Source organism: Asanoa siamensis, assembly GCF_016862555.1.
GTDB lineage: Bacteria > Actinomycetota > Actinomycetes > Mycobacteriales > Micromonosporaceae > Asanoa > Asanoa siamensis.
Genome location: NZ_BONE01000010.1, coordinates 24,770 through 38,857 on the forward strand (window position 1 = coordinate 24,770; position 14,088 = coordinate 38,857).

12 protein-coding genes are annotated in these 14,088 nt (G+C 72.6%); 7 read left to right on the forward strand and 5 right to left on the reverse strand.

Translation table 11 applies throughout. From position 1 onward, the window contains the following. The first annotated feature begins 152 nt into the window (after positions 1 to 152). Entirely contained in the window at positions 153 to 857 is a 705-nt protein-coding gene (locus tag Asi02nite_RS08635) for an LPXTG cell wall anchor domain-containing protein (protein WP_203711655.1), read from the forward strand. A gap of 334 nt (positions 858 to 1,191) precedes the next feature. On the opposite strand, the gene Asi02nite_RS08640 is transcribed toward Asi02nite_RS08635, so the two are convergent. From Asi02nite_RS08640 to Asi02nite_RS08650, 3 genes are read right to left on the reverse strand one after another with little or no spacing between them, the layout of a single operon-like run. After that, complete coding sequence (locus tag Asi02nite_RS08640; RefSeq protein ID WP_203711656.1) at positions 1,192 to 1,953, reverse strand: SDR family NAD(P)-dependent oxidoreductase; 762 nt, start codon at positions 1,951 to 1,953, stop codon at positions 1,192 to 1,194. Then, positions 1,950 to 3,419 (reverse strand): cryptochrome/photolyase family protein, encoded by a 1,470-nt coding sequence (locus Asi02nite_RS08645; RefSeq protein WP_203711657.1) that lies wholly within the window; start codon positions 3,417 to 3,419, stop codon positions 1,950 to 1,952. The genes Asi02nite_RS08640 and Asi02nite_RS08645 overlap by 4 nt, the downstream gene beginning before the upstream one ends. Positions 3,420 to 3,448: 29 nt before the next feature. Beyond that, on the reverse strand, positions 3,449 to 4,471 hold the full coding sequence (locus Asi02nite_RS08650; RefSeq protein ID WP_203711658.1) for a hypothetical protein: 1,023 nt from the start codon (positions 4,469 to 4,471) through the stop codon (positions 3,449 to 3,451). Between the two features lie 66 nt (positions 4,472 to 4,537). Here Asi02nite_RS08650 and Asi02nite_RS08655 point away from each other — a divergent pair, with 66 nt between their 5' ends. Beyond that, positions 4,538 to 4,933, forward strand: coding sequence for a VOC family protein (locus Asi02nite_RS08655; RefSeq protein WP_203711659.1), 396 nt, complete (start codon positions 4,538 to 4,540; stop codon positions 4,931 to 4,933). A 51-nt stretch (positions 4,934 to 4,984) separates the two neighbouring features. Here Asi02nite_RS08655 and Asi02nite_RS08660 read toward each other — a convergent pair whose 3' ends face one another. Then, on the reverse strand, positions 4,985 to 6,001 hold the full coding sequence (locus Asi02nite_RS08660; RefSeq protein ID WP_203711660.1) for a prenyltransferase: 1,017 nt from the start codon (positions 5,999 to 6,001) through the stop codon (positions 4,985 to 4,987). A 110-nt stretch (positions 6,002 to 6,111) separates the two neighbouring features. Here Asi02nite_RS08660 and Asi02nite_RS08665 point away from each other — a divergent pair, with 110 nt between their 5' ends. The 3 genes from Asi02nite_RS08665 to Asi02nite_RS08675 are packed head-to-tail and all read left to right on the forward strand — an operon-like array spanning position 6,112 to position 9,102. Then, entirely contained in the window at positions 6,112 to 8,049 is a 1,938-nt protein-coding gene (locus Asi02nite_RS08665; RefSeq protein WP_203711661.1) for a TIGR03960 family B12-binding radical SAM protein, read from the forward strand. Then, positions 8,042 to 8,473, forward strand: coding sequence for a GNAT family N-acetyltransferase (locus Asi02nite_RS08670; RefSeq protein ID WP_203711662.1), 432 nt, complete (start codon positions 8,042 to 8,044; stop codon positions 8,471 to 8,473). The genes Asi02nite_RS08665 and Asi02nite_RS08670 overlap by 8 nt, the downstream gene beginning before the upstream one ends. A 56-nt stretch (positions 8,474 to 8,529) precedes the next feature. Continuing rightward, the gene (locus tag Asi02nite_RS08675) at positions 8,530 to 9,102 is read left to right on the forward strand and encodes a TetR/AcrR family transcriptional regulator (RefSeq protein ID WP_203711663.1); all 573 of its coding nucleotides are present in this window, start codon (positions 8,530 to 8,532) and stop codon (positions 9,100 to 9,102) included. Here the strand turns inward: Asi02nite_RS08675 and Asi02nite_RS08680 are convergent. Beyond that, positions 9,077 to 9,916, reverse strand: a complete 840-nt coding sequence (locus Asi02nite_RS08680) for a class I SAM-dependent methyltransferase (protein WP_203711664.1) — start codon at positions 9,914 to 9,916, stop codon at positions 9,077 to 9,079. The genes Asi02nite_RS08675 and Asi02nite_RS08680 overlap by 26 nt on opposite strands. Positions 9,917 to 10,035: 119 nt before the next feature. On the opposite strand from Asi02nite_RS08680, the gene Asi02nite_RS08685 reads away from it, so the two are divergent. Together Asi02nite_RS08685 and Asi02nite_RS08690 are read left to right on the forward strand one after the other, a co-directional pair. Then, entirely contained in the window at positions 10,036 to 10,755 is a 720-nt protein-coding gene (locus Asi02nite_RS08685) for a TIGR03936 family radical SAM-associated protein (protein ID WP_275410296.1), read from the forward strand. 144 nt (positions 10,756 to 10,899) lie between these two features. Then, on the forward strand, positions 10,900 to 13,869 hold the full coding sequence (locus Asi02nite_RS08690; RefSeq protein ID WP_203711665.1) for an Rne/Rng family ribonuclease: 2,970 nt from the start codon (positions 10,900 to 10,902) through the stop codon (positions 13,867 to 13,869). Positions 13,870 to 14,088 lie beyond the last annotated feature (219 nt).

A 14,088-nucleotide genomic window follows, 5' to 3' on the forward strand; every position in this document is an offset into this window, starting at 1 on the left:
GTGTGGGAGCGTTCCCACAATACATCGATCTCTGGCAATGTCCAGCATGGCGGCGGTGCGGGTGTTGTCCATAGTGGAGGATCTTCTTGCTTCTTTGGCCGCCGCCGGTAATATCTCCATGCTTTGATCTTCAACGGGGAGGAAAGACCCACATGCGATGGAAGATCGCTGCCGGCGTTCTGGTGGCGCTGGCCTTTATGGTTCCGGCGGCACCGGCGGCGGCTCAGACGCAACGGCCCGGCCTCAACGAGTCCTGTCAGACGGTCGAGCGCAAGATCTACAAGGACATGCGCGAGCTCGTCAAGATCGACCTGGACACCGCCAACACGGCGCAGGTTCGCCTGCTGGCCAACCAGATCCTCTTCGCGGCGACCAACGACCAGTTGTCCGGGCTGTCCACCGCGCTCCAGGGTGGGCTGAACGGACCCGCGGATGACCTGCGCGCCTTCCTCAAGACGGACCTGCAGAACACGTGGTTCATCGACCTGCGGCTCCGGGTCAACCAGACGATGACGGGCGCCGGCACCAACGTGCGCGCGGCCGCGCAGAAGGCGCTCGACGCGGAGACGATCGACGCCCTCCTGGCTTACCTGAACGAGGACATGTGGGCCGCACGGGCGCGTGACTGCGCGGCCACGCCGTCACCGAACCCGAGCGCCACCCCCACCACCACGCCGACCGCGGGCCCGAGCCCGGTGACCTCGGGCAGCCCGGCCGCTCCGGGCGGCGAAGGCGGCGGTCTGCCCGTGACCGGTGCCAACACGGCGATCCTCGCCGGCGCCGGGGGAGCCCTGCTGCTCGTCGGCGCCGCGGTCTTCGTGATCGGCCGCCGCCGCCGCGCCCGCTTCGTGGCGTAGCCCCGTCGACGCGCGCCCGGCCCGACCCTCCGTCGAGCCGGGCGCGCGCCGTACGTCGGCCGCACCTAGCGGGGCGCCGTCGGGGCGGTGCATTGTGGAGCGACCGCCGTGGAGATCGACCCTGGCGACTCGTCGCTCGAAGTCGCGGCAACGCTGCACGACAGCTCAGCCGGTGGGCCGACGCCGACGATGGGACAAGCCGGCGGACGGTCGGATGCCATACCTCTGGCCCTGATCGCCGAGTGCTTCGTGATCGAGGTCGTCGCCGAACCGCGGCCCGGCCAACGCCTGCCGCGGCGCGCGGACCTGCCGCCCTTCCTCGTCGTACGCTGCCTCAGCGCGACTCCGGATCCTGCCCCTGCGCCGCGCGGCCGCCGTCGACCGGTAACACCGCGCCCGTGATCAGGCTGGCGGCGGGAGAGAGAAGGAACGCCACCGCTTCCGCCACCTCCTCCGCGCGCCCCACCCGGCCGAGCGGGTGCAGGTCCGCCATCTGCGCGGCCACCTGGGTCGCCATCACCGGAGACAGGCCCGCCAGGTAGTCCGCGTAGCGTTCCGTCGAGATCGAACCCAGCGCCACCGCGTTCGCGCGGATGCCTGACCCCCCGTAGTCCACTGCCAACGCCCGGGTCAGGCCCTCGACCGCCGCCTTCGCCGTCGCGTAGGGGAGGGCGCCGCGGACCGCGCGTTGCGCCTGGTGCGACGAGACGTTGACGATCGCGCCGCCGTTGCCCGCCGCCAGGAAGCGGCGGACCGCCACCGACGAGCCCACCACCGCCGGCGCCAGGTTCGCCGCGATCAGCGAGACCACCTCCGGCCCCGGGGCGGTGTCCAGCGACAGGTCACGGAAGACGGCCGCGTTGTTGACCCAACCCGCCAGCGGTGCCGCCGCCTCCGCTTGGTCCGCCGCCGCCGACGCCGCCGCCTCGTCGGACGCGTCGCCCGTCACCGCCAGCAGCCGCGGATGTGACCAGGTCACCGGGGCCAGGTCGAGGACCACCACCGTCGCCGCGTCGGCGGCCAGCAACCGCGACGCGATCGCCCGGCCCACACCGGCCGCGCCGCCCGTGACCACATAGGACGCGGGAGCGCTCACGGCGCCTCGTCACCCCGCGAGCGTTCCTGGGCGCGGACCGCGGGCAGGTCGTCGATCCGGTCCAACTGCCGCATCGCCTGCCCCAGGCGCGCGTTGCCGCGCAGGCGGCCGCGGTTGCGATCGAGAAAAGCCCAGTAACCCGCCGTGTACGGGCACGCGTTGACGCCCAGGCGCGAGCGGGGGTCGTAGCGGCAACCGCGGCAGTAGTCGCTCATCCGGTTGATGTAGGCGCCGCCGGCCGCGTACGGCTTCGTGGTCATCGCACCCAGGTCCGCGTACTGGCTCATCCCGACGACGTTGGCCGTCATCACCCACTCGTAGCCGTCGACGAACGAGCGGTGGAACCAGTCCACCAGGTCGGCCGGGCGCCAGCCGCGCTGCAGCGCGTAGTTGCCGAGCACCATCAGGCGCGGGATGTGGTGCACCCAGCCGCGGTCGCGGACGCCGGCCAGCACGTCCGACAGGCAGTGCGCCTCGACGGCGTCCGCGTCCAGCGCGCTGAACCAGGCGGGGACCCGGCGGGTCGCGCGCAGGCCGTTCGCGCCGCCGTAGTCGGCGTCGAAGTACCAGTAGAGGTGCCAGATGTAGTCGCGCCAGCCGATCAGTTGCCGGACGAAACCCTCCACCGAGGACAGTGGGGCGGCGCCGGAACGGTACGCCGCCTCCGCCCGGTGCACCGCGTCCAGCGGGTCGATCAAACCGAGGTTCATCGGCGCCGAGAGCAGGCTGTGCGCCATCCACGGGTCGCCGGAGAGCATCGCGTCCTCGTACGGGCCGAACGCCGGTAGTCGGTGCGCGACGAAGTGGCGTAGTCGGGCCAGCGCCTCGCGGCGGGTCGCCGGGAACACCCGCGGGCCGTCGTTGCCGACGAACCGGATGCCCTCGCGTTCCCAGCGGTCCAGGTCCGCGCGTACGCCCTCGTCGATCTCGTCCTCGACCGGCATCGGCGGGTCCGGCACCTCGACGCCCGACGCGGGCGGTGGCTGGCGGTTCTCGGTGTCGAGGTTCCACTTGCCGCCCGCGGGCGCGTCACCGTCCATCAGCACGTCGTGGCGGCGCCGGGCGTCGCGGTAGAAGTCCTCCATCCGCAGCCGGCCGTGCCGTTCGTCGGCCCAGGCGACGAACTCGGCGGGCGGGGTGGCGAAGCCGCGCGGCGGCAGCATCGTCACCCCGTCGAGCGACTGGACGAACTCGCGGGCCCGGCGAGAGGTCGGATGGCATACGTCGAGTGGTTCGCCGCTGACCTTGCGTAGTGCCTCGCCGTAGGTGTCGGTACGCAGGAAGATCGCTTGGTCGCCGAGTTCGGCCGCGCGGTGCCGCAGAGCGGAGAGCACGAGGTGGGCCTTCTGCCGGTGGAACGCGCGACGGCGGAAAACGGCCTTCGACTCGATCAGCAGCACGGGTTGGCGGGGCGCGTCGAGGAAGTGCGGCCCCAACTGGTCGGCGAACAACCACCGGCGGATCATCCGATCATTGTGCCCCTCTTACGGATGATTCAACCGTCCGCCTTGCGCGTCACGATCGTGTCGCGAAGCTGACTCAGCAGCGCGTTGCTGTCGTCGACGTCGAGCCGGGTGAAGACGCCGGTGCCGAGGCTGCCGTGGTCGGCCCACGAGCAGACCACGACCTCGGTGCCCTTGTCGGTGCCGACGCCGCAGCGCCGGCTCTCGCCGCGCTCGGTGTCGGCCATCGTCCGCACGTCGCGCAGGTTGTAGGTGGGCGTCACCCGGCCGATCTCGTTGGTCACGTCGCTGTCGGGGGAGACGTGCAGGCCGGTCGTGCCGAAGACGGTGGTGCGCTTGCCGTCGCCGTCGACGAAGAGGCCCGCGAAGGGGGAACCGCCGACGAACCAGTACGACTTGGACACTTCCGCCTTCAACTCGTTGGCGGCTCGCTGGCTCTGCGGGTCGTCGCGCAGCGTCAGGCCGGCGACCGTGGTCGGCACCGCCGCGTCCGCCGGGAACTGGGAGTAGAACGGCTCGCCGAACCAGGCCGGGCAGCCGCAGCAGCAGAGCAGCGAGAGCAGCGCGAACCAGGGCCAGCGGCGGCGCCGGCGCACCGGGACGGCGACGTAGCCGGGCGGTGGGCGCCAGCCCGGCGGCGGACCGGCCGGCTCGGGCCGCTTGGCCGTGCGCTCCTTGCGCTTCGTGACCGGCGCCGGCAACGGCGGGGGAGAAGGTGGCGACGCAGGTGCCGGGGGCGGCACGGCCGGTTCCTGCCGCGTCGGGGGATAGGCCACGTCCATCGGGTACGACGGCAGCGGGTCGACGTCGGCCCACGGGTCGACGGGGGTGTCGTCGTCGCCGAACCGCCGCCCCGTCGGCAGGTCGAGCGTGGGGTCGCGGGGCTGCGCGGGCGGTGGCGGCGGTGGCGGGAAGCGCGTCTCGTCCTCGAGCCAGCGCTTGCGCTTGGGCCCGGGCGGCGGCACGGGCGCGGCGCCGCTCCACTTCGGCCCCGGCTCCACCGGCGTCACCGGCTCGGTCACGCCGCCCTGGCGCTCCCGTTCCTCTTCCGCCATCGCGAAGCGCTCCTCCCACAGCCGGCCCGACCCGAGGTTAGACGAAGAGAGCTAGTCTTCCGCCCCATGCACATCGAACTTGCGGCGCTGGTCGTCGACGACTACGACGAGGCGATCGGGTTCTTCGTCGACGCGCTCGGTTTCGACCTGGTCGAGGACAGTCCGTCGACCACCAACGACGGCCGGCCCAAGCGCTGGGTGGTGGTGCGCCCGCCGGGTGCCGCGACCGGGCTCCTGCTCGCCCGGGCCGACGGCGACGAGCAGGCGAAGACAGTCGGCAACCAGCTCGCCGGGCGGGTCGGCTTCTTCCTGCGGGTCGACGACTTCGCGGCGGCGTACGAGCGGATGCGCGAGGCCGGCGTGACCTTCCACGGCGAGCCGCGCCACGAGCCCTACGGCAGCGTCGTGGTGTTCGAGGACGTCGCCGGCAACAAGTGGGACCTCCTCGGCCCGCGCCCGTAAGGAACGGTCCGTTGTTAACGCATAGCGTTAACAACGGACCGTTCCTTACCACTAGCGAACCGCCACCCACACCGCCCAGGCCGCCAGACCGAGGATCAGCAGCGCGCCGGCCCGGCGGGTGTGGATGAACGCCAGCGGTGCCCACCACAGTGGCCAGACCGGGTTGTTCGGCGGTGGGTCCACGGGCTTCGGCTCGCGGAACCGCCGCCACACCCAGACCAGGGTGGGCAGGCCGCCGAGCGTGAGCAGAGCCGGCCAGGGCAGCTCACCCAGCGACACCAGGACCACCACGCCCACGTAGTAGAGGACCATCATGCCGACGGTGGCCGCCTTGGCGAGCGGTTCGCCGAGCACCACCGGCAGCGTGCGGGTCCCGCTCCGGCCGTCGTACGGCAGCTTGTCGATGTGCTTGCCCATCAGCACCGTGGTCGGCAGCAGCGCGTAGACGAGCGCCGTGACCACGACCGCCCAGGGCAGCGTGCCGGTGCCGGCGTAGTAGACCCCGCCGACCATCAGCGGACCCCAGGTGACCAGCACGTCCGCCTCGCCGAGGCCGATCTTCTTGAGCCGCAGGGGCGGCGCGGTGTAGGCCCAGGAGAGGAACAGCCCGCCGAGCGCGAACGCCGCGATCCACCAGTCCTGCCGGACGATCAGCGTGATCATGATGGCCAGGTCGATCACCTGACAGAGCAGGATGCCCACGACGAGCTGCCGGCGGGTGACCAGCCCGGCGAGGATCGGGTGCGGCGCGTACAGCGCCCGCGGGTAGTCGGCCGTGTCGTTGCCGACGTCGGTGTCGGTGAGGTCGTTCATCAGGTTGTTGGCCAGGTGCGCCACGACGATGCCGACGACGGCCAGCACGATGTTGAGCCAGTCGACGGACACGACGGCCACGGCAGCCAGCAGAACGGCGATCAAACCCGAAACGAAGGTCATCGGGAGTACGCCGGCGCGGGTCACGACCAGCCAGCGGGTGACCGGGTCGACGACGCCCTGGGCGGGCGGGTTGGTGGTGGCGAACGCGTATCGCCAGGCCGACAGCCGGTCGGCAACGCTGAGGCTGCTCACGGCATCGATGGTACGCCGATCTTGAACTCGTTCAACTCGGCCGGTGTACGCGCGGAAGGCCGCGGCCACGCGCCGCGTACCCTGGTTGGTTGGGATTGAAGGAGGGGTCGATGACCGTCGCAACCGTGTGGCCGCGGCTCGAGCAGCTGCTGCCGCTGGTCAGCAAGCCGATCCAGTACGTCGGCGGCGAGCTGGGCGGGGTGCGCAAGGAGTGGGAGACCACCACCGTGCGCTGGGCCCTGATGTACCCCGACGCCTACGAGGTGGGCCTGCCCAACCAGGGCGTGCAGATCCTCTACGAGGTGCTCAACGAGCAGCCCGACGTGCTGGCCGAGCGCACGTACGCCGTCTGGCCCGATCTCGAGGCCCTGATGCGCGAGCACGGCGTGCCGCAGTTCACCGTCGACGCGCACCGCCCCGTCCGGGCGTTCGACCTGCTCGGGCTCTCGTTCGCGACCGAGCTCGGCTACACCAACATGCTCACGGCGCTCGACCTGGCCGGCATCCCGCTGCTGGCGAAGGACCGCACCGACGAGGACCCGATCGTGCTGGCCGGCGGCCACGCCGCGTTCAACCCCGAGCCGATCGCCGACTTCCTCGACGCGGCCGTGCTGGGCGACGGCGAGGAGGCGGTCCTCGAGGTCACCGCGCTGGTCCGGGCCTGGAAGGAAGAGGGCTCCCCGGGCGGTCGCGACGAGCTGCTGCTGCGGCTGGCCAAGACCGAGAGCGTGTACGTGCCGCGCTTCTACGACGTCGACTACCTGCCCGACGGCCGGATCCAGCGGGTCGTGCCCAACCGGGCGGGCGTGCCGTTCCGGGTGCACAAGCGCACGACGATGGACCTCGACCAGTGGCCGTACCCGAAGAAGCCCATCGTGCCCCTGGCCGAGACCGTGCACGAGCGGTACGCCGTCGAGATCTTCCGGGGCTGCACGCGCGGCTGCCGGTTCTGCCAGGCGGGCATGATCACCCGGCCGGTCCGCGAGCGGTCGATCACCACGGTCGGCCAGATGGTCAAGGAGGGCCTGGAGTTCTCCGGCTTCTCCGAGGTCGGCCTGCTCTCGCTGTCCAGCGCCGACCACTCCGAGATCGGTGACATCTGCTCCGGCCTGGCCGAGCAGTATGAGGGCACCAACGTCTCGCTCTCGCTGCCGTCGACGCGGGTCGACGCGTTCAACATCGAGCTCGCCCAGGAGCTGTCCCGCAACGGCCGGCGGACGGGCCTGACGTTCGCGCCCGAGGGCGGCTCCGAGCGGATCCGCAAGGTGATCAACAAGATGGTGTCCGAGGAGGACCTCATCCGCACCGTGGTCACCGCCTACACCAACGGCTGGCGCCAGGTGAAGCTCTACTTCATGTGCGGCCTGCCCACCGAGACCGACGAGGACGTGCTGCAGATCGCCCGCCTCGCGCACGAGGTGATCAAGGCCGGTCGCGCGGCCACCGGGTCCAAGGACATCCGCTGCACGGTCTCCATCGGCGGGTTCGTGCCCAAGCCGCACACGCCGTTCCAGTGGGCCTCGATGTCGACGCCCGAGGTGATCGACAACCGGCTCAAGCTGCTCAAGCAGGCGATCAACAGCGACCGGTCGCTGGGCCGGGCGATCGGCTACCGCTACCACGACGGCCAACCGTCGCTGATCGAAGGCCTGCTCTCCCGCGGCGACCGCCGGGTCGGCGCCGTGATCCGCAAGGTGTGGGAGGACGGCGGCCGGTTCGACGGGTGGAGCGAGCACTTCTCCTACCAGCGCTGGGTCGACGCCGCCGCGGCCGAGCTGCCGACCTTCGGGGTCGACCTCGACTGGTTCACCACCCGCGAGCGCGACGAGCTCGAGGTGCTGCCCTGGGACCACCTCGACTCCGGGCTCGACAAGGACTGGCTCTGGCAGGACTGGCAGGACTCGATGAGCGAGTTCGAGCAGGACGACTGCCGGTGGACCCCGTGCTTCGACTGCGGCGTCTGCCCGTCCATGGACACCGAGATCCAGATCGGCCCGACGGGCCGCAAGCTGCTGCCGCTGACGCCGGTCGGCAGCGGGAATGGCTGAGCTTCGGTTCGTCACGCCGGTCGACGACGCCGGTCTCGAGGACTGGCGCCGTGTCCACAACACGGTCGTGCCGCCCTTCCCGCTCTCGCTCGCCGACGTGCGCGAACGGGCCGAGCGGAACCGCCTGGAGCTCGCGTACCTGGGCGCCGTCGCGGTCGGCAACTCGACCGTGCGGCCCCCGGACGCGGACGGCGTCGCGGTCGTGATCGCGCGGGTGCTGCCCGAGCACCGGGGGCGCGGCTTCGGTGCGCTGATCCACTCGCGGGCCCTGGCGTTCGCCCGGGCGCTGGACCCCGTCGCGATCGAGACCCTCGTGCTCGCGGCCAACGTCGACGGCTTGCGCTTCGCGGAGCGGCAGGGCTACGTCGAGGCGTCGCGGTACGTCGTCGACGGCGCTCGAGAGGTGCGGCTGCGCCTGCCGTAGGCAAGCCAGCGGCCCGGCTCAGGGTCAATACGACCGCAATGTGAAAGCATGGCCGCATGCCGAAACGGGTCGACCCCACCGAGCGGCGGACGCTGATCGCCGACGCGCTGATGCGGGTCGCGGCGCAACGCGGGCTGGAGGCGGTGAGCCTGCGCCACGTTGCCGCCGAGGCCGGCGCGACCACGGGCCTGGTGCAGCACTACTTCGGCACCAAGGACGAGATGATGCTGTTCGCGCTCGACGTGGTCAGCGGCCACATCGCCGAGCGGATGGAGGCGGCGGTCAGCGCGCTGGGCCCCGACCCGGCGCCGCGCGACCTGATCCGGACGATGGTCACCCAACTCCTGCCGCTCGACGACGCCCGGCGCGCCGACGGCAAGGTCGGGCTGGCCTTCTTCGCGTACGCGGCCACCCGTCCCCACGTCGCCGAGGTGCAGCGGCGAGGCTCGGCCGGCCTGCGCGACTTCTTCGCCACGCTGATGCCGGAGCCCGCCGCGACGACCCTGCTCGCGCTGGTCGAGGGCCTGGCGCTCTACCTGCTCACCGACACCTACCCGGCCGAGGTCGCGCTGCGCAGCCTGGACGACTACCTCGACTCGGTGTTCACCCCGGCCGGCGGGCGACCGTGAGCCGCATGGGCGTCTCCGCCCGGTAGCCGCCGCCCGGCCGGCGGAGGTGCTTGTCGAGCACCGCGGTGATCGCCGCGCGGGCCGCCTCCTCCCGGCGCGCGGGCACCCGCTCGAGCAGGCGGCGGGACCCGAGCGAGAGCCACCAGGTCCAGTACGCGTCGGCGGACGGGAACTCCGAGCGGACGGTCAACTCCGCCGTCGTCACGTCGGTCAGGTAGGCGCCGTCGAACAGGCCCGTGACCCACGCCGGCTGCGCGGCCCCGACCTCCTTGGACTCGAGGCCCTGCTCCGGGTCGGGCAGTTGGAACGGCGCGAGGGCGGCGTTGCGGTCGGCGTAGAACGCCTGGCCGGCGGCCGTCGACTCGGCGAACGTGCTCACGGCCAGCCGGCCGCCCGGGCGCAGCAGGTGGGCCCAGCGGGCCACGGCGGCGGCCGGGTCGCTCATCAGGAAGACCATGAAGCCGCCGGTGACCACGTCGAACGAGCCGGGCCGGAAGGCGGGGAACTCGGCGTCGCCGCTGGTCACGCGTACCCAGGGCAGGTCTTTCGCGGCCTCGGCCGTGAGTTGGCGCATCGTCGGGGCGAAGTCGACGCCGATCACCGTGCCGGTGGGGCCGACCGCGGCCGCGGCGGGGAAGAGGACGTTGCCCCGGCCACAGCCGAGATCGAGCACGCGCTCGCCCGTGGCGATGCCGGCGTGGGCGACCAGCGCGCGCCCCGGCGGGCCGAAGAACTCCACGCCGGTCTGCTCGTACGTGGGTGCGGCGCGATCGAAAACACCCGCGATGCGTGCCTTGGGGCCGACGTCCGTCATGGCGTGACGGTAGTAGGTGGGAGGATGGTTGCGAACGGTCCGCACACGCGAGGAGCACAGCGATCAGCAGGAAGCCACAGCCGGAGGGTGGGCAGGCGCCCGTCGTCCAGCGCATCCGGATCCGGTACGCCAAGCGCGGGCCGCTGCGGTTCACCTCACACCGTGACTTCGCGCGCGCCTTCGAGCGGGCGGTTCGCCGTGCCGGGGTGCCCATCGCGTTCTCGCAGGGCTTCACCCCGCACCCCAAGATCTCGTACGCCAGCGCGGCGCCGACCGGCACCGCCAGCGAGGCCGAATACCTGGAGATCGGGTTGCAGGCCGAGGTCGAGCCCGACTGGGTGCGCAGCGCGCTGGACGAAGCGCTCTCGCCCGGGCTGGACGTGCTGGACGCGGCGGTGGCGAGCGGTGAGTCGCTGGCCGACCGGATCGACGCGTCGCGCTGGCGGCTGGAACTGCCGGGGCTGACGGATACGGCGGTTTCCGACGCGGTCACGAAATTTCGGGATTCGTCCGAAGTCATGGTCGAGCGGCAGACGAAGCAGGGCCGCCGCAGCTTCGACACCAGGGCCGCCGTGGTCTCCATCGAGGTGATCAATTCCGGTCCGGCAGCTTCCGGGGGGTCGGGCGAGCCGTGTGCGATACTCGACGTAGTCGTGCGGCAGGTCACCCCGTCCGTGCGACCCGATGACGTCCTTGCCGGCCTCCGTGTGGTGGCCGACCTGGAGCCGCCGGTCCCGCCTCGCGCGACCCGGCTGGCACAGGGCCGGCTGACCGCGCAGGGGGCGATCGTGGATCCGTTGGAGGCGGGCCACGACGGGGCTGTCGTCGGTGAACGCTGACCGCGGCGACGCGATCGGCGTTTAGCCCGCCAGACTTCGGTCTGCCCGCCGCTTCGCGCGGCGGGCGCGGCCGGAAACACTTTGCGGCGACCCTGCGTGGCAGCGCTCACCCGCGCCCGGGGTTGTCAGAACTGGAGAACGTCCATGCTCGAGAACGAGCCGACGGGCGGCGAGGACCAGGGCAACGAGCCCGCCGCGCAGACCGAGGCACCCGCGACACCCGTCAAGCGCACCCGGGCCCGCAAGTCGACCGCCGCCGCGGCCGCGCCGGCCCCTGACGCTGACGAGGAGGCGCCGGCGACGACCAGGCGCCGACGCAAGGCGACAACTACCGCCAAAGCCGACACCGAGGGCGAGTCCCCGGCAGAGGGTACGAACGACGCGCCGGTGAAGCGGACCCGGCGCCGCAAGGCCGCCACCGAGGACGCCGCCCCGGCGGGTCGCGCCGTCGACGCCGTGGTCGCCGCGGAGTCCGACGACCCCGCCGCCGAGCCGGCCGCTGGCCTCGGCGACGTCGAGCCCGCGCCCGGGCGCCGGCGGTCCACCCGACGGGTCATCGCCACGGAGTCGGCCGACCCGGCCGCCGAGCCGATCGCCGGCGTCGGCGACGTCGAGCCCGGCGCCGCACCCACCGCGGAGACCGATCCCGCGCTGGTGGAAAGCCAGGCGGTCGGGGAGCCCGGTGAGCCCGTCGACGACGAGGAGGCCGAGGAGGCCACCACCGAGCCGCTCGAGGTCGAGGAGCCCGCGCCCACCCGGCGCCGGGCCGCGACCCTGCTGTTCATGGCGCCCGAGCCCGACGAGGAGCCGGCACCGGCACCGGTCCGGCGCACCCGGCGTACCCGGGGCACCGCGGCCGTCGACGCGCCCGCCGAGCCCGTCGAGGCTCCGGCGGCCGCGGCTGCTCCGGCCGCTTCCGCCGCTGAGGTCGACTCCGAGAGTGACGCCGGCGAGACCACCGGCCGGCGGCGCCGGCGCGGGCGGCGTACCGGCGAGGAAGCCGCACCGGTCGAGGTCGAGGCGGTCGACGAGGACGAGCCCACCGCGGACGCCGAGGGCGACGACGACGCCGACGACGACGATGACGAGAGCGGCCGCCGACGCCGCCGCCGGGGCCGCCGCGGCCGCGGTCGCGGCAAGGGCCCGGCCGACGACGCCGACGAGGTCGAGGAGCCCGCGGCGGCCACCGCCGACGACGACGAGGAGGACGGCGACGGTGTCACCCGCCGGCGCCGCCGGCGGCGCCGCAAGGGCGACGCCGACACGGGCGCCGACGACGGCGTGCACACCGTGGTCCGGATCCGCGAGCCGCGCAGCACCTCCGACGAGGTGCAGGGCGTCTCCGGCTCGACCCGGCTCGAGGCCAAGCGCCAGCGCCGGCGGGACGGCCGCGAGCAGCGCCGCACCCGGCCGCCGATCCTGAGCGAGTCGGAGTTCCTGGCCCGCCGCGAGGCCGTCGACCGGGTGATGGTGGTCCGGCAGCGGGGCGACCGTACCCAGATCGCGGTCCTGGAAGACGGCGTGCTGGTCGAGCACTACGTGACCCGGGCGTCGTCCGGCGCGATGGCCGGCAACGTCTACCTCGGCAAGGTGCAGAACGTGCTGCCCTCGATGGAGGCGGCGTTCGTCGACGTCGGCCGGGGCCGCAACGCGGTGCTCTACGCCGGCGAGGTCAACTGGGACGCCTCCGGCCTGGAGGGCCGGGCCCGCTCGATCGAGCAGGCGCTGCGCTCCGGCGACTCGGTGCTGGTGCAGGTCACCAAGGACCCGATCGGCCACAAGGGCGCCCGGCTGACCAGTCACATCGCGCTCTCCGGCCGGCACCTCGTCTACGTGCCGGGCGGCAACGCGTCCGGCATCAGCCGCAAGCTGCCCGACACCGAGCGCAAGCGGCTCCGCGACGTGCTGAAGAAGCTGGTGCCCGAGGGCGCCGGCGTGATCGTCCGGACCGCGGCCGAGGGCGCGTCGGAGGACGAGCTCGAGCGCGACGTCAAGCGCCTGCAGGCGCAGTGGGACGACATCCAGGAGAAGGCGGCGGCCGGTGGCGCGCCGGCGCTCCTCTACGAGGAGCCCGACCTGCTGATCCGGGTCGTCCGCGACCTGTTCAACGAGGACTTCCGCGAGATCGTCGTGCAGGGCGACGAGGCGTACGAGATGGTCGACTCGTACCTCGGTCATGTCTCTCCTGACCTGGTGCCCCGCCTGCACCGGCACACGTCGACCGTCGACCTGTTCGCCGAGAAGCGGATCGACGAGCAGATCCTCAAGGGCCTCGACCGCAAGGTGTTCCTGCCCTCGGGCGGCCACCTGGTGATCGACCGCACCGAGGCGATGACGGTGGTCGACGTCAACACGGGTAAGTACACGGGCGCCGGCGGCAACCTCGAGGAGACCGTCACCCGCAACAACCTGGAGGCGGCGGAGGAGATCGTCCGCCAGCTCCGCCTGCGGGACCTCGGCGGCATCGTGGTCATCGACTTCATCGACATGGTGCTGGAGAGCAACCGCGAGCTGGTGCTCCGGCGGCTGACCGAGTGCCTGGGCCGGGATCGCACCAAGCACCAGGTCACCGAGATCACCTCGCTGGGTCTGGTGCAGATGACCCGGAAGCGGATCGGGGCCGGGCTGCTGGAGGCGTTCTCGGAGAACTGCGAGGTCTGCAAGGGCCGCGGCCTGATCATCCACACCGAGCCGGTGCCGGTGAAGGGTGGCGGGCAGTCGCAGTCGCACAGTCATGGCGCCAACGGTTCGGGTTCCGGCGCTGAGAAGGTCAAGGCGGTGGCGTCCGCGCCGGCCACGACGTCCTCGTCGCGGCGCCGTGGGCGCAAGGCGGCGGCCGCGCCGCAGAGCGCGCCGGACACGATCGAGCCGACGGTGGTCGCCGACGAGGACGACACCATGGGGTACGACCTGTCCCGCTACGACGACGTCGTGCTGGACCCGGTCGACGAGGTGGAGGCGCCCGACGTCGCGCCGGCGTCGAACGGCCGCCTGGCCGGCACCGACGACCCGGACGCGGCCGGCGACGACGACGAGGACGGCGACCTGGCCGAGGCCAGCACATCCCGCCGCCGAGGCCGCCGGGGCGGCGCCCGCCGCCGCACCCGCCCGTAGTTTCCGACGCTCGACCACTGCCCGGCCACCACTCGGTGACCGGGCAGTGTCGTGCGTGGTGGGGATGTGCCGGGCCCCGACCGCTGGGGGTCGCGGCGTGCGTGGCCGTCCGCGCGAGGGGCAGGCCGGGCCGCGCCTCGCGTTGTTGGGCGGGATGCCGTTGGCCCCGCCTTCGTCGCGACGCGGTGGCGTGCGTGCGGTGGCGGGCAGTGTCGCGGT

Bases quoted from the DNA above. Each gene is read 5' to 3' on its own strand.
- Asi02nite_RS08635 (WP_203711655.1), top strand. From the start codon at position 153: ATGCGATGGAAGATCGCTGCCGGCGTTCTGGTGGCGCTGGCCTTTATG.
- Asi02nite_RS08645 (WP_203711657.1), bottom strand. From the start codon at position 3,419: ATGATCCGCCGGTGGTTGTTCGCCGACCAGTTGGGGCCGCACTTCCTC.
- Asi02nite_RS08650 (WP_203711658.1), bottom strand. From the start codon at position 4,471: ATGGCGGAAGAGGAACGGGAGCGCCAGGGCGGCGTGACCGAGCCGGTG.
- Asi02nite_RS08655 (WP_203711659.1), top strand. From the start codon at position 4,538: ATGCACATCGAACTTGCGGCGCTGGTCGTCGACGACTACGACGAGGCG.
- Asi02nite_RS08665 (WP_203711661.1), top strand. From the start codon at position 6,112: ATGACCGTCGCAACCGTGTGGCCGCGGCTCGAGCAGCTGCTGCCGCTG.
- Asi02nite_RS08670 (WP_203711662.1), top strand. From the start codon at position 8,042: ATGGCTGAGCTTCGGTTCGTCACGCCGGTCGACGACGCCGGTCTCGAG.
- Asi02nite_RS08675 (WP_203711663.1), top strand. From the start codon at position 8,530: ATGCCGAAACGGGTCGACCCCACCGAGCGGCGGACGCTGATCGCCGAC.
- Asi02nite_RS08680 (WP_203711664.1), bottom strand. From the start codon at position 9,916: ATGACGGACGTCGGCCCCAAGGCACGCATCGCGGGTGTTTTCGATCGC.
- Asi02nite_RS08690 (WP_203711665.1), top strand. From the start codon at position 10,900: ATGCTCGAGAACGAGCCGACGGGCGGCGAGGACCAGGGCAACGAGCCC.